The sequence below is a fragment of the uncultured Eubacterium sp. genome, assembly GCF_937958975.1.
Taxonomy (GTDB): domain Bacteria; phylum Bacillota; class Clostridia; order Lachnospirales; family Lachnospiraceae; genus Eubacterium_G.
Genome location: NZ_CALGRE010000044.1, coordinates 1 through 20914 on the forward strand (window position 1 = coordinate 1; position 20914 = coordinate 20914).

Annotated in this window: 12 protein-coding genes and 1 riboswitch; all 12 genes read left to right on the top strand. The window is 33.5% G+C overall.

From position 1 onward, the window contains the following. Window positions 1-1726 precede the first annotated feature (1726 nt). The 12 genes from Q5O86_RS07635 to Q5O86_RS07690 all read left to right on the top strand — a co-directional run bounded on the left by Q5O86_RS07635 (window position 1727) and on the right by Q5O86_RS07690 (window position 20657). Entirely contained in the window at window positions 1727-3601 is a 1875-nt protein-coding gene (locus Q5O86_RS07635; RefSeq protein WP_302626545.1) for an ABC transporter ATP-binding protein, read from the top strand. Further along, the gene (locus Q5O86_RS07640) at window positions 3573-5390 is read left to right on the top strand and encodes an ABC transporter ATP-binding protein (protein ID WP_302626546.1); all 1818 of its coding nucleotides are present in this window, start codon (window positions 3573-3575) and stop codon (window positions 5388-5390) included. The genes Q5O86_RS07635 and Q5O86_RS07640 overlap by 29 nt, the downstream gene beginning before the upstream one ends. A 227-nt stretch (window positions 5391-5617) precedes the next feature. After that, window positions 5618-6697: a hypothetical protein gene (locus tag Q5O86_RS07645; RefSeq protein ID WP_302626547.1), complete on the top strand. Its 1080-nt coding sequence runs from the start codon at window positions 5618-5620 to the stop codon at window positions 6695-6697. A gap of 835 nt (window positions 6698-7532) precedes the next feature. Next, the gene (locus Q5O86_RS07650; RefSeq protein WP_302626548.1) at window positions 7533-8303 is read left to right on the top strand and encodes a DUF134 domain-containing protein; all 771 of its coding nucleotides are present in this window, start codon (window positions 7533-7535) and stop codon (window positions 8301-8303) included. Next, window positions 8300-8965 carry a Crp/Fnr family transcriptional regulator gene (locus Q5O86_RS07655; protein WP_302626549.1) on the top strand — a complete coding sequence of 222 codons (666 nt, stop codon included), beginning with the start codon at window positions 8300-8302 and terminating at the stop codon, window positions 8963-8965. The genes Q5O86_RS07650 and Q5O86_RS07655 overlap by 4 nt, the downstream gene beginning before the upstream one ends. A gap of 96 nt (window positions 8966-9061) precedes the next feature. Continuing rightward, entirely contained in the window at window positions 9062-9373 is a 312-nt protein-coding gene (gene trxA / locus Q5O86_RS07660; protein ID WP_302626550.1) for a thioredoxin, read from the top strand. Between the two features lie 84 nt (window positions 9374-9457). Next, entirely contained in the window at window positions 9458-11149 is a 1692-nt protein-coding gene (locus Q5O86_RS07665) for an FAD-dependent oxidoreductase (RefSeq protein WP_302626591.1), read from the top strand. A gap of 211 nt (window positions 11150-11360) precedes the next feature. Further along, window positions 11361-11467, top strand: a riboswitch (glycine riboswitch). 157 nt (window positions 11468-11624) lie between these two features. Beyond that, window positions 11625-12581, top strand: coding sequence for an agmatinase (gene speB, locus Q5O86_RS07670; protein ID WP_302626551.1), 957 nt, complete (start codon window positions 11625-11627; stop codon window positions 12579-12581). Window positions 12582-12592: 11 nt separating this feature from the next. Beyond that, window positions 12593-14035 (top strand): YjiH family protein, encoded by a 1443-nt coding sequence (locus Q5O86_RS07675; protein ID WP_302626552.1) that lies wholly within the window; start codon window positions 12593-12595, stop codon window positions 14033-14035. A 180-nt stretch (window positions 14036-14215) separates the two neighbouring features. After that, on the top strand, window positions 14216-15709 hold the full coding sequence (locus Q5O86_RS07680; RefSeq protein WP_302626553.1) for a DUF1846 domain-containing protein: 1494 nt from the start codon (window positions 14216-14218) through the stop codon (window positions 15707-15709). 222 nt (window positions 15710-15931) lie between these two features. After that, window positions 15932-19756, top strand: coding sequence for a discoidin domain-containing protein (locus Q5O86_RS07685; RefSeq protein WP_302626554.1), 3825 nt, complete (start codon window positions 15932-15934; stop codon window positions 19754-19756). A gap of 154 nt (window positions 19757-19910) precedes the next feature. Beyond that, entirely contained in the window at window positions 19911-20657 is a 747-nt protein-coding gene (locus Q5O86_RS07690; RefSeq protein ID WP_302626555.1) for an SDR family NAD(P)-dependent oxidoreductase, read from the top strand. Window positions 20658-20914 lie beyond the last annotated feature (257 nt).

Below are 20914 nucleotides of genomic sequence, written 5' to 3' on the forward strand. Positions count from 1 at the left end.
TATGTGACTGGAGTTCTGACGTGTGCTCTTCCGATCTTAAGTGATATTATTAATATAAAAATTGAAGGAATAGAAGAAGGTGTAGATGAAAAACTATTGTATATTGCTTTAGATTATATAGATAAAAATCTTGATGTTGATATTATAAATATGAGTTTAGGAACAAATATGGTGCAATCGACAAAATGTTGGAGAGAAATATGTGATAAATTGATAAATAAAGGTGTAATAATTGTTTCAGCATTTGATAATACAGGGTCAATTGCATATCCGGCAGCATTAGAAAATGTTATAGGTGTTACAAACAGCCCACTTTGTAAGAAGAAGAATGAATTTGTCTTTTTTTATGATAAGATGGTAAATATTGGTGCTATGGGAAACGTACAAAGGGTTGCATGGAAAAATCCTAAATTTATAATGAATGCTGGAAACAGTTTTGCTTGTGCTTACGTCACCAAGCAATGCATAAGCTATATGCACAATAAAGAAATGACAATTAATGAACTTTTAGATAGTTTTAAAAGAGACGCAATAAGTGTATTTGATTATAAGACTGAGATAAAAAGGCAAGGTTTTATTCCCCGAAAAGCAGTGTTGTTTCCTTTTAATAAGGAAATGCATAGTTTGGTACGATTTTATAAAAAACTGAATTTTGAAATCATTGATGTGTATGATACTAAATATTCTGGAAGGGTAGGAAGTAATATAAAAAAATTATTAAGAGATGATGAAGTCCTTGATAAAAACATAAAAGATATAGAATCTATCGATTTTGCTTCGTTTGATACTTTGATTCTGGGACATACAGAGGAATTAAGTTTAAATGTAAATAAAAACATAGACGAGTATAAAACTGAATTAGTGAAAAAAACTTATTATCATCAAAAAAATATATATTCTTTTGATGATATAGGGCCCTTTTTAGAAAAAAATAATATTGTAGATAATGAAAAAATATTTTGGCCTTCCGTTAAGAAAGAAAATATACCAATATGTATTTATGGTAAATTATTTAGGAATTCTAAACCAGTATTAGGAGTATTTGGGACTAGTTCAAAACAAGGAAAATTTACCCTTCAGCTTTATCTTCGGTACTTATTAATTGAAAGAGGATATAAGGTGGGGCAAATGGGAACTGAGCCTTCAGCGTTGTTATTTGGAATGGACGAGGTATACCCTATGGGGTATAATAGTTCTGTTGAAATAAAAGAAATAGAATCAATAGCATATTTGAATTACAAAATGCATGAAATATCTGATAAGGATAATGAAATTGTCATTGTTGGCTCACAATCAGGTACAGTTCCATATGATGTTGGAAATTTAGAAATGTTTAATATTTCACAGTATATGTTTATTCAGGGAACTTTACCGGATACAGTAATATTATGTGTAAATACATTTGATGAAATGGAGTTTATTACTAGGACAATTCAGTTTATTAATGCCTCGGTTCAAGCTGAAATTATAGCTGTTGTTATTTTCCCAATGGCATTGCGAAACAAACAATTGGGAGTTTATGGTGGTATGGTACAAATGAAAGAAGAACAACTTAAGAATAAAAAAGAAGAAATTAGTAGAATAACAAATGTTCCTTCATTTATTCTAGGAAATATGGATGAAATGAACAAATTGGTTGATGCTATTATTAAATATTATAGTTAGTTATAAATATTAATATGGTTAAATAAATGTTACAAAATTATAGTATAAGGAAATAATATAAATGAATGAAGAAAAAATATTACATAAGGAATATGGATTGATAAGTAACTTAAAATATATTGTATCCGAGGAATATAGAACAGATAAAATTCTTATTGTATTTACAATATTGGGATTTGTACTAAGTCCATTTTTGCATTATTTATGGGGATTTATTACAAAATATGTAATAGATATAATAACATATACTGAAAGAGTGGATAAGTTAGCACTTACAATAATAGTTGGTTCGATAGGATATTTTCTTATTAATAGTATACTATCCATAGTAGATACAGAAAAAAACTGGAGACTAACTACTGTGCGCTTTGTTTTTTTACTAAAGAAAAATAGAAAAGTAATGAGTATAAAATACGAGCTTTTGGAAAATCCATTGGTTCTTGATTGCCATTATAAAGCTATGAATGCTACATCAAATAATAATGATGGAATAGAAGGGTTGATGAGAAAATTTATGGATTTTATATCCATAATTTCTGTTGTAGTGGTTGGACTTATTATTTTAGGAAATCTAAATGTAATCATTGTGATAGTTATAACTGTATTAGCAGGGGTAAATTTTTATATTAAAAATAAAACGAATGAATTATGTAAGAAAAAAATATGGGATCCAATGTCTAATACCTGGAGAAAAGTAGAGTATTTGAAAAATGTTACATCTGATTTTAGTTATGCAAAGGATATTAGGCTACAAGGTTTGCAAGACTTTATGTTGAAAAAATTTCACGAAGTAAATAATATGGTATTTACTAGTCATAAAAAAAATAGAACATATTGGCTTGTAGCAAATGAAATTGGAAATATTATGTGGGGTGTTGTGCAAGTAATGCTTTATGCATGGCTTATTTATTCAGTTATATATAAATCAATGCCGATAGGAAATTTCTCATTATACTTGACATCGTCTGCAACTTTTTTTACATATGTAACTTACTTGTTTGGAGGTGTAGATGAAATGCTACATTTATCTAGAGGTGTTGATGATTTTAGAACCTTTATGGATATAGAAGAATTGATAGGGGAATCCGAGGAAATTGGTGACAGTGAGATTCCAAAATCAGACGGATATGAAATAGTATTTGAAAACGTATCTTTTAAATATCCTGGAGCAGATAAATATGCTCTTGAAAATATTAATTTAAAAATAAAGCAAGGAGAACGTATTGCAATTGTAGGATTAAATGGAGCAGGAAAAACAACATTTATTAGCCTTTTGATGAGATTATATGAACCTTCAAAGGGACGAATTTTATTAAATAATGTAGATATAAGAAAATTTAGTAGAAAAGATTATTATAGTATTTTTTCGCCAGTGTTTCAAAATGTAAATTTATATGCATTTCCGTTATATTCTAATATATCAATGAAAGATGAGGAAAATACTGACAAGAATAAGGTGCAAGAAGTTATAAATCAAACAGGATTGCATGAAAAAATAAATCAGCTTAATAAAGGAATTGATACTGAGATACTCAAAGTGATTTATGAGGATGGTGTGGATTTATCTGGTGGTGAAAAACAAAAGCTGGCACTTTCAAGAGCATTGTATAAAAATGGAGAATTTGTAGTTTTAGATGAACCTACAGCAGCTTTGGATGCAATTGCTGAAGCAAAGCTATATGAAGATTTTGACAAACTTATTGGGAAAAGGTCTGCTGTATATATCAGTCACAGACTTAGTTCGACAAAATTTTGTTCAAATATAGTGATGTTTGAAAATGGACATATTATTGAAAGTGGTACACATGATGAACTGGTGAAAAAAAGGGGAAAATATGAAGAAATATTTAAACTTCAAGCCCAATATTATATGAAAGAAAATAACGGATTACATATGGAGGCAGAAAATGCTAAAAAAAAATATACAGATAATTAATTGTACTATCAGAAAAATGTTTTTGATTGCTAGAAAAGAGGAAAAGATAGTATTTGTATTGTATGTCTTAAGGTTTTTTTGCGATTTACTATTAAAAATCAAAACAATCGTTATACCTAAATTTATCATAGATGAATTAATATTAATACAAGAAGGTGCTGAGATAAATAGTCATTTAAATAATGTGATTATTTATGTGTTAATTATAGTGGGTTCGGAATTAGTTGCAAAATTATTATTGGAATTTGTAGTGCTTAATTTAAATGTTCAAGCTGAGAGATTTAATGAATATGTAAATGAAACAATTGCAGGTAAATGTATGAGAATGGATTTTGAACAAACTGAAGATCCAAACGTTTTAGACCAAATGAATAAAGGTAAGGAAGGAATGACCTGGTACAGCGGTGGGGTAATAGGTGTATTAGACTCAGTCTATGCAATTGTTTTAAATATTATAGCATTTATGGTATCAATAGGAATTATTATAGCATATTGTCCATTTTTATTTCCAATTCAGTTATTGGCATTATCGTGTACATCATATTTTACTGCAAGAAATAATAAAATTGAAGTTGAGGTGCACATGGCAATGTCGAAAATTAATAGAGTGTTTGGATATGTATTGTTTACGTTGCAGGATTTTGCATATGGAAAAGATATAAGATTATATGATGGTGCAGATATGATAGAAAAGAAGGAAAAATATCATATTAATGAAATACAATCTATATTTAAAATGGCCGCAAAGAAGCAGAAAGGAAATTCTATAGCAAATATATTAATTAATATTATAAGAGATGGAATCGGCTATGTATATATAGGATACTTAGCAATAAAAAAAGTCATTTCGATTGGAGATTTTTCGATGTGTACAGCTGCTTCATCAGAGCTTTTTCAGAGTTTGACAGGAATAGCGAATGGAATACAGGATATAACAAAAAAATGCAATTATGCATATCAATATGTATTGTTTATGGAATATCCGGAAGCTTTGAAGAAAGGTGATTTAGAAATAAATAATGAAAGTCAGCATTGTATAGAATTTAAACATGTGAGCTTTAAGTATCCAAGAAGTGATAAATATGTATTGAAAGATATAAATTTGAAAATTAGTTTTGGAGAACATATTGCAATTGTAGGATTAAATGGAGCAGGAAAAACTACTTTTATAAAATTGTTATGTCGATTATATAATGTAAATGAAGGTGAAATATTAATTGATGGAATTAATATAGAAAGTTATTCAATGGATGATTATAGAAAATTGTTTGCAGTTGTATTCCAAGATTTTCAGCTTTTTGCATTTACGCTCAAGGATAACATATGTTTTGATAACAAAAATGGTGTGGGAGAATTTGAAAGAATTAATGCTGCTTTAAAAATGTCTGGATTATATAATGATGTTATGAATTTACCTTCGGGATTAAATACATACATATCTAAATATTTTGAGGAAAACGGTATAGAATTATCTGGGGGCCAAAAACAAAAGTTAGCTATTGCAAGGGCAATATACAAAAATTCTTCTATTGTTATTTTAGATGAACCAACAGCTGCGTTGGATCCAGTGGCAGAGTATGAGATTTATAATAAGTTTGATGATTTAGTAGGAGAGAAAACGGCTATATATATATCACATAGATTGTCAAGTTGTAAGTTCTGTGAAAAGATTGTAGTTTTTTCAGAAAGTACAATAAAAGAGTGTGGTTCACATAGTGAATTAATTAATATAAAAGATGGAATATATGCAAATATGTTTAATAAACAAGCACAGTATTATCAAGATTAGTAACTTAGGTCATATTACTTGCCCTAAAATAAATTTAAATGTAAATATGAAATTTATGATATAATAGTAATAATATAATAACACAATTTTCATGTTTTAATGGAAAGATTAGATAATGTTTTGGTTCAAAAAACAAGTAAGGGTAAAGTGCTAATATAATATGATATACAATTAAAATGAAAGGAAAGTATGATTAAGTATTTCTGAATAATCATACAGGGATTATTATGAATAATTGTTTAAATTCATGTTTATATGATAGTATAGAGCAAGGGATAGTTACAAAGGAAAAACATACTTTGGATGTATGTATTCCTATAGTAAAACCATATCATAATATTGCTATCCCAATGTCTATAGTGGGTAGTAGAGAAAATAGTAAAGGTTGGTTTTATTCGAACTTTATAAATGTGTATTCTTTTTATGATAATAATGATTTGGTTATTAATTATGATATTCAATATTTTGAGGATGAAGTATATTATTTAAATACGGAAAAAATGACAATATCAACATTTGATTTATTTCAAAATTCTCCTATAGAGCAAATAAAAAAAATAATTGATTTAGAAAAATATGTTGCTTTGTTTGTAGATGAGTTTTATATAGAAGAAACTATATATTTTGGTGTGAAGCATTACAACCACGAAATAATGATTTATGGTTACGATGAATTTGAACAAGTTCTCTGTTGTATATACTATGGAGATGATTTGCACTATAAATTAAGGAAAGTTAAATATGATGATTTTATAAAATCATTTTATTCTTCTGAAATGAATCGGGATTTACCATTTTTTATTTTTTCCTTTCATAAAGATAATGAGTGGATGAGGCCGTATTATTCAATTGATTCTCAGTACATAAAGCATATGCTGAAAAGATATATTAATGGTACTAATTTTTTATATGACAGGCGACATATTAACCCTTTAAACAGTAATATAATTAATAAGTATGGAATACATATATATAATGATTTGAAAAAATATCTAATAGATATGTCAAAACAAAAGAAAAGCATCGATTTGCCACAAATTTATTTTATATATGAAAATAAAATTATAATGCAAAAGAGGTTTCAATATTTATTTGAAGAACATATTTTTTTAACTCAGGAATATGCAAAACAGTACGATAGAGTAGTTCAGTTAGGAAGAACAATGTTAAATAGTGTAATGAAATATAATGCATATATTTCATTGGATAAAAATGTTGAAAAAGTGAAAAATAGTATATTATCAGACATTGAAAAAATAGAAATGATAGAAAATGAAATACTGGAAAAAGTGCTAGAGAATATGTAAGTTAAAAAATATAATTACACTCTTAAGTATCAATAATGAAGTTGATAAATAAAAACGTTTAAAAGATTTGTCAATATAAAAAAGAACTTTTCAATAATTTAATAGTATAACATAATTATTATCCTATGATAAAGTGGTGAAGTTATTGGTGTTTTTGGAGTAGCAGTTCAACACTTAACTAAATAAACAGTAAAAAGGATTGTGCGAATTGATAAAAAATTGAGTGTACAATTTATAAGGAGATTAATTAAAGAATGAAATTGTTTCTGTGAGAGGACGTTTTCTTTTGTAATATCATTAAAAATATCTTGTCAGAAGCTTATTTATAATAAAAAAGTTTAGTACATAAAGTTAAAAAGGAATCCATTGAATTTGTTTGTAACTATTTTCTGAAAAATGAATGATTTTTATTTCTGTTGTACTGATAAAAATTCTTATTTTCATCATGAGTCGTTTGTGTAGGAAGCCAATAATTCTCATTATAATTTAATTCCAAAACTGTAATATTCAGTTACACAATTTTACATAATTTTTGATGTGGGTTTGTAAATTACTCATAATATAATCTCTTTGTATTTTCATTTAAAGGATTTTTCGGCTTAGCAGAGTCGATACAGATTGATTTAGTTGAAGATGGGTTAAAAGTAATTAAGCATATGTTCGATCCCCTACAATGAAGAGTTTGGATAAATAAATTTAGTATTTATCCGAATTTAAGGAACTATTTAAGAGGATATTTTCTAAAGAAATTTAGAAAATATCCTTATTTTGCGTTATGGAAAAAGCAAAGCAAATGTGTTATAATCAACATATGTCGGAAAAAAGGAGGTAAAAAATGCCAAGACCCAAAAGATGTAGAACAGTTTGCAGGGAGCCGGAATACTCATGTTTTGAACCAAAGGGAGAAGAGAATCCGGAAAGTGTTATTCTTTCTGTAGACGAGTATGAAGTGATAAGATTTGTGGATTATGAAAAGCAGAATCACGAACAATGTGCAGCAATTATGGACATTTCACGCACAACAGTAACAGAAATATACGAGCGGGCAAGATTTAAAATCTCAGATTGCATTGTGAATGGAAAACAATTAGTAATAACAGGTGGAAATTATAGAATCTGCAAAGGAAAACAAAAGTCATGCTGTGGACGACCATGTTGGAGATATGCAGCAGAATCGAAGAAAAATAAAATTGAGAAAGGAAATAAAAAAATGAAAATAGCAGTAACTTATGAAAATGGAGAAGTATTTCAGCATTTTGGCCATACAGAACAGTTCAAAGTATATGTTGTTGAAAATGGTGTTATTATGAAATCAGAGGTGATTGATTCGGATGGACAAGGGCACGGAGCGTTGGCAGGATTTCTTCTTGACTTAGGAATCGAAATTCTAATCTGTGGTGGAATCGGTGGTGGTGCGCAAATGGCATTGTCAGATGCAGGTATTAAGTTTTATGGTGGTGTATCAGGAAATGTAGACGAAGTAGTTTGTGCACTACTTAATGGAACACTTGTGTATAATCCGGATATACAGTGTGACCACCATTCTCATGAGGAGGGAAACAGTTGTGGAAATCATGGATGTGAAAATGGTGGATGCCACAAATGAATATAGATGCTATTATTACAAAACTTCCATACTGGAGTTTTGTTTCTGAAGATGAAAAGAACCTGTTATTGCGGGGAACAACCTATAGGACATATCATAAAAATGAATATATTCATGGTTTTTCAGATGCATGTCTTGGAATGGTATATGTTCTTGCCGGTGCTCTCAGAGTATATATAACTTCAGACGAAGGTAGAGAAGTAACCCTGTTTCATATAGCAAAGGGAGACAGCTGTATTTTGTCAGCCTCCTGTGTTATTAATGAAATATCTTTGGATGTACAGTTAGTGGCAGAAACGGAAACGGAATTGTTGGCTGTGCATGCTGGAAAATTTCAACAGTTAATGGATAGTAATATTCAAGTAAAATGTTTTGCATATGAACTTTCCACAAAACGCTTTTCAACGGTTGTATGGGTCATGCAACAGATTTTGTTTGCTCGTTTTGATGAACGTATGGCCCGTTTATTGCTGTCAATATATGAGAGGACAGGAGAAAAAAAGATAAAGATGACACAGGAAGCTATGGCACAGGAGGTAAATTCAGCAAGAGAAGTTGTTGCCAGGATGCTTAAGGTATTTGCTTTGGAAGGATGGATTGAGATAAACAGAGGAGCAATAACATTAAAAAATATTGATGCATTACAAAGATTAATTCATTAATTTTTTGCTATGTGACTCAGTCACAGAAATAAATTTGCTATATGAGTATACTTATATCACAGGTAAGATAATTGATATATAGAGGAGAATAAATATATGGCAGAGTTAAAGATTACAGATAAGAATTTTAATAAAGAGGTTTTATTATCAAAACAACCGGTATTAATTGATTTTTGGGCTCCCTGGTGTGCTCCATGCCGAATGATGAATCCGGTTATTGAACAGTTGGCAGCTGAGTACGCAGGTAAGGTAAAAGTTGGAAAGATAAATGTAGATGAAGAAGCAGAATTAGCACAGAAATTTCGGGTAATGAGTATTCCTACCATTGTACTCATTAAGGATGGGAAGGTAGTAAAGCAAGTAGTCGGTGTAAGCTCAAAGATAGAGTTGGAGGCTATGTTACAATAAGCATTTTTTAATTTTATACTAGCATGAAATATGACAAATATTGGCGGTATCAGTGGTTATCGTGGAAAGGTTGTGAGAGAATACATGAAAGTTGTAATTGTAGGTGGTGTTGCAGGTGGTGCCACAGCAGCAACAAGAATACGCAGGCTGGATGAAAATGCACAGATTATTGTGTTTGAAAGAACCGGATATATTTCATATGCAAACTGCGGTCTGCCATACTATATAGGTGGAGTCATTGAAGATGATGAGGATTTGACCTTGCAGACTCCGAACAGTTTTTGGGATAGATTTCGAATTGATGTTAGAGTAAAACAAGAAGTAATAGATATAAATGTCGAAAAAAAGACGGTTACTGTACAGGAAATAGAGAATGGTCAGGTATATGAAGAATCCTATGATAAATTGATTCTTGCTCCAGGAGCAAGACCGGTTAGTCCTGATATGCCGGGAATTAATCATAAAAGAGTATTTTCTCTAAGAACAGTAGAGGATACTTTTCAGATTAGGCAGTTTGTAGAGGAGTATAAACCAAAATCAGCAGTTATGGTGGGAGGCGGATTTATAGGGCTAGAGGTTGCAGAGAATCTATGTGATTTGGGGATTCAGGTCACGATTGTTCAGAGAACGAATCAGTTGATGAACACACTTGACTATGATATGGCAACTATGGTGCATGCAAAGCTTCGCTCAAAAGGTATTGCACTGAAACTTGGTGGAAATGTGATTGGTTTCGAGGAAGAAGTGGATAGTCTTAATATTCTTCTTAAGGATGATGTTTCAATAAAGACAGATATGGTTCTTATGGCGATAGGGGTTAGTCCGGAAACATCATTAGCTAAGAAAGCGGGGCTTACGCTTGGTATAAAAAATGCAGTTGTAGTAAATGACAAAATGGAGACCTCTGTTCCAGATATCTATGCAGTAGGTGATGCAGTTTCGGTAAAGCATTCTATAACAGGCTCTGATGTGGTAATAGCACTTGCGGGACCGGCAAATAAGCAGGGGCGAATTGCGGCAGATAATATATGTGGATTTGAAAGTTGTTACAAAGGGTCCATGGGCTCATCTGTAATTAAGATTTTTGATATGACTGTTGCCAGCACGGGAATAACAGAAAGAGCTGCGAAAGAAGCTGGTATTGATTATGATAAAGTAATTCTTTCGCCTTCTTCACATGCCGGATATTATCCGGGTGCCAAGGTCATGATTATGAAACTTATGTTTGAAAGAGAGAGTCTTAAAATTCTCGGAGCACAAATTGTGGGACGTGATGGAGTAGACAAAAGAATAGATGTAATTGCTACAGCCATTAATGCCGGGATGAAAGCGAATCAGCTTAAAGATTTAGATTTAGCATATGCACCTCCTTTTTCGTCAGCAAAGGACCCGGTTAATATGGCTGGTTTTGTGATAGAAAATATTGCTACTGGGAGAATTAGGCAGTTTCACTGGGATGAGTTAGAACACTTGCCAATAGATGAAAGTATTACGTTGATTGATACGAGAACAGAAAAAGAGTACATTAGTGGGCATGTGAAGGGGTTTATCAATATTCCGGTGGATGATTTAAGAGACAGATTGGATGAAATAGATAAAGCGAAACCGGTTTATGTGATGTGTCAGAGTGGGCTAAGAAGTTATATTGCATGTAGGATTTTGACTCAGAATGGATATGATTGTTACAATTTTTCTGGTGGCTATCGTTTTTATGAAAGTGTTATCAGAGAAAAAATGATGACGGAACAAGCTTATCCATGTGGACTGGATAAATAATGTTGTTGTCATGCAGTTCATCGAACAGATTATTCCTTGTTAATTCGACCTGTTACCGGATTTAAAGAACTTGACAGTTAACATAAATAGGGGTAACATCTTATTAGAAGTAAATAGAAATAAAAACAAGGTGAAGTTCGCAGGAAATGAACATATTTCAACCAAAGGAGTAAAACTCTCAGGTATCGCTGTGCGGTGAGGACTGTGAATGGATTGTTACTCTGGAGAAGCTTTTACGTAATATAACTACGAAAAGTGCCGAAGGTGCAAGGCAGTATAACTGCTAAATCTCTCAGGCAAAAGGACGGAGAAATACAGGGATGTATTAAAGACAGTAAATGTAAGAATATATGACGTATTTGGAGGTTATGACCAGAGTGGAGACTTTGGTCTTTTTTTCTTGTTTATATGTCTACTTATGAGTTGAAGGATTTAAATTTTAATAAGTTTTTGAGGAGTTTAAGGAGGGAGAAAAATGGCAGATAAAAATCAGCCGGCCAGTGCATTATCTTCACCAAGATTTTGCAATATGGGCACATTTATGAGAATGCAGCATGTAGATTCAGCAGAAAATTTGGACTTTTGTATCGCAGGAGCTCCGTTTGACACGGGAAGTTCGTTCCGCTCAGGTTCCAGATTCGGTCCGAACGGAATTAGAAATATTTCTGCTATGATGAAACCGAATAATGTTATTATGCAGGTAAATATTATGGAAAGTCTTAAGGGTGGTGATATTGGTGATTTTAATGTAACACCGGGATATATTCATCCGTCTTATGCAGCGATTGAAGAAGGAGTTTCAAAGATTCTTAACGCAGGTGCTACACCAATCGTTTTGGGTGGAGACCATGCGATTACTCTTGGAGAACTTCGTGCTGTTGCCAAGAAATATGGACCGGTCGGTCTAATACATTTTGATTCACATTCAGACCTTTGTGATGAGGTATTTGGAGAAAAGTATAATCATGGCACGCCATTTAGACGTGCAATTGAGGAAGGTTTAATTGACCCTTCACATTCTATTCAGATAGGAATGAGAGGTTCTTTGTACGACCCGAATGAGCATAAGATGGCAGCAGACTTGGGAATGTTGTTGATACCGGCACATAAGGTTCGTCAGATGGGAATTGATAAAGTGATGGAGATGGCTCTGGAAAGAGTTGGAGACAAGCCGGTATTCCTGACATTTGATATTGATTTCGTAGACCCGGCATATGCACCGGGAACAGGAACACCGGAAGTTGGTGGATTTACTTCATACGAGACTCTTGAGATGGTCAGAAGTCTTAAGACAGTGAATTTTGTGGGATTTGATATCGTAGAGGTATTGCCGGCATACGATAGCAGTGAAATTACAGCATATCTGGCTGCCAATATTGTATTTGAATTTTTATCTATTCTTGCGTTGCAGAAAAAGAATAAGGAAGATTAGGAGGAGAATACATGGAAACAAAAGAAACAGTAGTATACGACAGCGATATGCAGTCAGCGGAACTGGATGAAATAAAATTAAATTCTAAACAGAGAACAAAAGGTATTATCAGGCTTTTGGTCTGTTCTCTAATTGGAATTTTGGTATTTTTCGTTTCTGTACCATACAAAGGGGAGAGTACGATTATATTTAGTATCTTATATAACGGTTTTGTAGGATTGTTTGGCGATTTTGCATACTGGCTATTGGTAATTATCATCGGTGCAAATTTATTCTGTCATTTATATTTCAGATGGATTAAAAAGAAAACAGTTCAAAATGAGTTTGCTAAAGTATATGAGAATGACAATATAATTCATACGGTGTTATATACATTAGGTTTTGCTTATGCATTGTTGTATGCCTTAAAAGTTACTACAAACATTATGGGTCCGGAGGTTATTGTTGGGGCATCCACGGGTGACCAGGTATTCCCACCAATTGTATTGGGGGTATTAGGTATCATTATTGTCGGTGCAGTTTTTATGCCGTTTCTTTTAAATTATGGTATTTTGGAAATTATTGGAGCTATATTAGAGCCATTAATGAGACCATTGTTTAAAGTACCGGGAAAAGCGGCATTGGACGCGGTTGCATCTTTTGTAAGTTCCTCTTCTCTGGGAGTGCTTATTACCAATCGTTTGTGGAAGAAAAATGTATATACAGATAAAGAAATGGTAGGTATTATGACAGGCTTTTCCGCTGTCAGCATCGGATTTGCCTATTTAGTAATAAACACGGCGGGTTTGGGAAGCCAGTTTGTGAAAGTATATGCGATAAGCTTTGTTCTTGTATTTATTATGGAACCTATTATGGTAAGAATACCTCCTATTCGAAATAAGAAGGATGTTTATTATAATGGTAAAGTGCAGACGGATGAGGAAAGAAAAGAAAATGCTAAATTTAGTGTAAAAACGATTCCTACAGGATGCTCTCGTGCTGTAAAGCGTGCTTATATTGCGAAGGGATTACATAAAGATATTCCGTTTAGTTTAAAGGATAGTATTCTTGTGTTACCACAGGTATTAACAATGCTTTCGGCGATAGGTGTTTCAGGATTGATTCTGGCAGAATACACACCGATATTTGAATGGATTGGATATATATTCAGACCTCTTTTGTATTTATTCCGAATACCGGATGCAGCAATCGTATCAGCGGCAATTCCGGTAGGTATTGCAGAAATGTTTTTGCCTGTACTTACAATTGTGGGAAGCGCGGCAACAATGGCAGTAAAAGCGAAAGCTTTTGTGACAATTGTATCAATGGTACAGATTATTTTCTTTTCAGAAACTGCAACGGTTATGATGGCGACAAAGTCACCGATTAAGTTCTGGGAAATAATTGTATGTTTTATAGAGAGGACAATTATTGCTATTCCTTTAGCAGCAATTGTGGTTCATTTATTTTTCTAAATTAAAAATAGGCGCAGTCATTTTAAGGTGGCTGCGTTTTATTTTATGGTATAATATTTTTATAAATTTAGACCGTAAAGGTTTGATATCAAAACAAAAAAATGATAAAATATCCGATGGTTGTAAAATCTGTTACATTTAAGAATGAGATTAATAAATAAAAATACGGATGAGGTTAAAATGTTAAAAAAAGGATTTGATAATGAAAAATATTTGATGATGCAGTCAGAGCATATTCGAGAAAGGATTGCTCAATTCGGCAATAAGTTATATTTGGAGTTTGGTGGAAAGTTATTTGATGATTTTCATGCCTCAAGAGTTTTGCCCGGATTTAAGCCGGACTCTAAGCTTCAGATGTTATTGCAGCTCAAAGAACAGGCAGAGATTGTTATTGTTATCAGTGCTGAGGATATTGAGGAAAACAAGGTGCGTGGTGACTATGGAATTACATATGATATGGATGTGCTGAGATTGATTGATGAATTTCAATCAATAGGTTTATTTGTGGGAAGCGTCTGCCTGACAAAGTTTGCCGGACAGCCTTCAGCAGAATTGTTTATGAAGAGACTTGAGTCTATGGGGATTAAATCTTATAAACATTATAAAATACCCGGTTATCCGAGTGATGTAAATTATATTGTCAGTGACGAGGGTTACGGAAAAAATGACTATATAGAGACGGAGAGACCTTTGGTTGTTATTACCGCTCCCGGACCGGGAAGCGGAAAGATGGCAACATGTTTGTCTCAATTATACCATGAGCATAAAAGAGGTGTGGATGCAGGGTATGCAAAATATGAGACCTTTCCGATTTGGAACATTCCTTTGAAACACCCGGTCAATCTTGCTTATGAGGCGGCAACAGCAGATTTAAATGATGTTAATATTATAGACCCATTTCATCTTGAGGCATATGGAGAGACTGCCGTAAATTATAATAGAGATTGTGAGATATTTCCGGTAGTGAATGCGATGTTTGAGCTTATTTCAGGTGAAAGCCCATACAAATCCCCTACAGATATGGGCGTAAATATGGCGGGAAACTGTATTTTTGACGACGAGGCATGTTGTGAGGCATCAAAACAGGAAATTATCAGACGTTATTATAAGAGTTTATGCGAAAAAAGACGAAAAGGAACAACAAAGGATGATATATATAAGCTGGAATTACTGATGAAACAGGCAGAAATTACAGTTGAGGATAGAAAGGTAACGATTGCGGCATTAGAGAAAGAAAAAGCAACGGACGAAAAACCGGCAGTTGCAATCGAATTGCCGGATGGAAGAATTATAACCGGAGGTACAAGTGAGCTTTTAGGTGCAGCATCATCGGCTTTATTAAATGCGTTGAAGGTTTTAGGAGATATAGAAGATGACATTAAGCTTATTGACCCAAAAGCGATTGAACCGATACAGGCTTTGAAAATAAACTATCTTGGCAGTCGTAATCCAAGGCTCCATACGGATGAGGTATTAACAGCTTTATCTTCAACTGCATCATATAGTGAGGTTGCAGCGCTTGCGATGAGACAACTTCCATTACTTAAGGGCTGTGATGCTCATTCGACGGTGTTACTATCTTCCGTGGATGAACAGATATTAAAAAAACTTGGGATTCAGCTTACATGTGAACCAAGATATGAGGAAGATGAGAGAATGTATCATAAGCATTAAGAAATATAGAAATTTAATGATTGCTGACAAAAAATGCTGTCCCATAGATTATGGGATAGCATTTTTTTGAAGAAAAATATTACAAATAAAAGTATTTTTATAGTATAAAATTACCAAAAATATACCAGAAATAGTAAAAAACATTTTTATGTATTGACGAATTATGTCAATAAATGTTACTCTCTTGGGGTTAGACAATAAACAAAGGGAGAGGAGAGAAAGATGAGAAAATTTTTTAAAAGAACAACAGGTATTGTTTTAGCATGTGCAATGAGCATTTCTTTGTGTAATGCCAACATTACCAAAAGTACAAAAGTAAAAGCTGATAATAAAACGGTTTTTGATGAAATAGTAAAAACCAGTATTTCAGAAAATAAACTAGAGCGAATTGCAGAAACTGCTTTGGAAGATGGAGAGAAGGCAGCGAATTTAGTAAATTGTTATGATGATGCTGTAGATTATGACGAAGCACTGAATTATGCGCTTACTTCTTATTATGAAACTGAGGATTTTGACCAGTTAGATGAGTTTGAAAAGACCGTCGATAGTAGAAGTGAGGATGTTATAGCAGGATACAAAAAAGCTGCTAAGGAAAGAGCCAAAGGCGATGCCAACGGTTATGAAGCGGGTAAAGTAATTGCAATGTTTGACAAGGATGCAACAGAAGAAGAAATTGATGCTGTTTGTGAGGCACAGCATGGAGAAGTGGAATCTATTTATAAGGATTTTACCGGAGATTATGTCGCAACAATTTCCATTTCATTAGGTCAGACAGTTGATATGGCAACAGAAGCTTATGGTGATTATAGTATTACAGAGGCGGTTGACAGCAATAATTATTATGATGTTGTTGGAGAAAGTGTATTGAATGCAACAAATGATACTGACTTGTCAAAACAGTATTATTTGGACAACATTCATGTAAAAGAAGCCTGGGATTATGTTTCAACGCATACCCATAACAAAGTATTAGTCGGTGTAATTGATACGGGTGTTCAAATAGACCATCCTGATTTGAAAAATTCTATTTCACCAAATTCTGCGGATATAACAGGCAATTCACCGGTTTTATTGAAGGATTGTGCTGTACCTGCGAAAACATGGCATGGTACGGGAGTTGCAAGTCTTATTGCGGCTGAAGCAAATAATAACAGACAGGTAGCAGGAGTGGCAAGTTGTTACAATAACGATGTAGTAGAAATTCTTGCAGTTCAGGCATCTACATATTATGAATCGTATAAGCAATACAGATTCTCAGTAGAGAATTTAAATAGGGCGATGGATTATTGTGCGAAGCAGGGTGTAAAAGTAATTAATATGAGTCTTGGCGGTTTCTCATATGACAGCGTGCAGGAGGCAACAATTAATAAATTGACTGAAGCCGGAATTATAATAGTGTGTGCTGCGGGGAATGAGAGTAGTGACGAAATATATTATCCATCTGACTTTGAGAAGACTATTTCGGTAGTAGCGACTACACAGGGAAATTATATCGCAGGTTTTTCTAATTTTGGAAAACAAAAAAATATATGTGCGCCGGGTATGGATATTTATATGTTGACAACAAATTCCGGTGCGGTATATGGTGAGGGAACGTCTATGGCGTCACCGATAGTAGCAGCTGTGACAGCTATGATGTGTTCTATAAATAGTGATTTGAATTATTTTGATGTCAAGAGAATTATGGCAAATACGGCGTCAGACCTTGCGAATGAATCAATAAGTAAAGCAGTTCCTTATGGTGTGGTGAATGCTGCAAAATGTATTGAATATGCAGTAGGATATACTCCGGAGACGTTGTTTAAGTTTGAGGAAGCAACATATCAGAATGTGGCACGTGGAAAAAATGTTACTGCATCAAGTGTATTTAATGCAGATGGTTTTCCGCTCACCAATTTAGTAGACGGAAACACATCAACAAAGTGTATTACAGAGAGCAGCAGTGGACAATATGTAAAGGTTGATTTAGGACAGGAATATGATATAGATAAAATTAATCTTTATTATGAAAGATTCAGTACAACAGCATATCGAATCTTAGTTTCCAAGGATGATGAAAATTGGACAGAAATAGCCAGTGGAGAAAAAGCTGCCCAATCAAGTAAAAGTTTTGAAATAGAAAAACAGAAAGCAAGATATGTAAAGGTAGAGTTTATCGATAATGACACATATGTAATTTTGACAGAGTTAGAAGTATATGGAGATGTCGAAAGTAAAATAGAATATAAAGATATTCTCAATGAAAAAGAAAAACCGTTAGAAGTAATTGACATGAGAGCTGCTTGGATTTTCCCAAATTCGGCAAATGTATCATGGACAACTGATGCGAATAGGGCATTAAAAAATTATACATATAATGTGTATGTTGATGGACAGCTTGTACAATCAGGAATGACGGTAAATCATTTAATTGTATCCGTATCAAGGCCGGGATATCATACATTTAAAGTTACTTCGAATCTTAATGGAATGGAATCCGAAGGAAAAATATACAATGCATATGTTGGCAGCTCCATGCCGCCTACAACAACAGAAGCGCCAACTACGACCAACGCTCCAACAGAGGAACCAACTACGATTGTGGAAGAAACACCATTAGAGGTTATCGGCATGAATGTATCATGCACAGCGGATAATACAATTGGAGTCGTATGGGGTCAGGATGCAGACAGAATTAACAGTGGTTGTAAATATAATGTATATGTGAATGGTACAAAGGTATTAAGTGAAGTTATCTGTAACTATTATACGATTAATAATATAGAAGCTGGAAACGTACAAGTTAAAGTAACAGCAGTTTTAAATGGAATAGAGAGCGCCGGTGTAACACAGACAGTGAATGTAACAGGAAGTGTAGTAGAGACTACAACAGAAGCACCAACTACGAACGAGACTACAACAGAGGCACCAACTACTACAATTACTGAGGAGGAACCATTAGAGGTCATTGGTATGAATGCAACTTGCACAAAGGATAATACAATTGAAGTTGTGTGGGGACAGGATACAGATAGAATCAACAGTGGGTGTAAGTATAATGTATATATTAATGATGTAAAGAAATACAATGAAGTTGTCTGTGCCAGATACACAATTGAAAATATAAATGCCGGTAGTGTTACTGTAAAAGTAACCGCAGTGTTAAACGGAAAGGAATCGGCTGGAGTAGTACAGACCGTACAGGTTTCGGGAACAGCGATTGAACCGGTTACAACAGAGATTTCCACAGAGTCACAGTACACTATTTCAGATATTAATATAGCAAGAGACAAGAATGTTTACTCATCAAGCAATGAAAGTGATGAGCTGATGGCAGGTAATGTAACAGATGGTTCAATGAGTACCAGGTGGTCATCTGCATGGACAGATAATGAGTGGATATATGTTGATTTGGGTGAAAGTTATGATATTGCAAAAGTAAAACTTTTCTGGGAAGGAGCTTTTGCTACGAATTTTAAACTTCAGGTTTCAAATGATGCAGAGAACTGGACAGATGTAGCTGTTCTTGGCGATACATATTGTAAAGATTATGATGTTGAATTTGCACCAGTCAATGCAAGATATGTAAAAATGCAGGGAGTAAATAGAGGTACTGAGTATGGTTATTCTCTTTTTGAAATAGAAGTTTATGCGGCAGAATATGAAAATATTTCCCCGAATGTGCAGTTAATCAGTAATGGAAAGAATGTTGTCGCTTCAAGCAGTGAGGGAGATGATTTGTCAGCGGATAAAGTGGTGGATGGTGATACATCTACCAGATGGTCATCTGCATGGACAGACAATGAATGGATATATGTAGATTTAGGAAGTGAAAAATATGTTTCCTCAGCAGAGTTTATCTGGGAGGACGCATACGCATCACAGTATTCCGTACAGGTTTCTTCTGATGGAGTCCATTGGACTACAGTAGATACAGTGAATAATGGAAATGGTGGAACAGAAAAAATAAACATAAACGCAAATGCGAGATATGTAAAAATGCAGGGCATAAAAAGAAATACAGAGTATGGATATTCTTTGTATGAAATGAACGTATATGGATATTAAATAAATAAAGTGTCTTTGACTCCGATTGGTGTCAAAGGCACTTTGTATTTTTTAGATGATAACAGGAAAGTTTATAATAACGTTTACGTTGTACAAATTAGTGATATAATAGTATTGGCTTATAAACAAATTTATAATATAGGAGGCAATTTTCATGTTATTAGAGAACAAAGTAGCAATTGTTACGGGAGGAACACGCGGAATTGGTTATTCTATTGTAAAAGAATATCTGAAAAATGGTGCGATTGTCGTTTTATGCGGTTCCCGACAGGAGACAGCAGATAAGGCTGTTGCACAGCTAAAAGAAGAAAATCCTAATTGGAAGGTAGAAGGAATCTGGCCAAACCTGTCAGAATATAAAGAGGTAAAGGAATCTTTTGACACGGTAATAGAAAAATACGGAAGGATAGATATTCTGGTAAATAATGCGGGAGTGTCGGCCAGTGAGCCAATTACGTCATATACAGATGAAATGTTTCAAAAAACTATGAATTTAAATGTGAACGCTGTGTTTCATTGTACCAGAGCAGTTGTAGAAAAGATGAAAGAACAGAAAAGCGGCTGTATTGTTAATACAAGCAGTATGGTCAGCAAATATGGTCAGCCATCCGGTGTGGCATATCCTACAAGTAAATTTGCTGTAAATGGAATGACGGTTTCTTTAGCCCGTGAATTAGGTCCTTTTGGGATTCGTGTCAATGCAGTTGCACCGGGAATTACAAATACAGATATGATGAAGGCAGTGCCGGAAGAACATATCGCCCCACTGATTGCACAGATTCCGCTTCGTCGCATTGGTGAGCCGGAAGATATTGCAAATGCATTTGTATTTTTGGCAAGCGATATGGCAAGTTATATCACAGGAGTTGTGTTGAGTGTAGATGGCATGGCGCGTTCGTAATTGACAGTTGAAGAAATATTTATAGGAGATGGTAAAGCTTTCATTATATAGTTATACCATCTCTTTTTTGTCTAAAATATCTAATAAATTAATGTTTTAGATATTAAATTTTGTTAATAAATAAAATATGAACCCTTATTTATAAATATTACACCTTGAAAAAAACGTTTAAATAAGAGAGACTAATAACAAATGTGAAAGGATACCCTTTCATTGGAAGCGTTATGATTTATTTAAATAAATCATATTAGAAATTT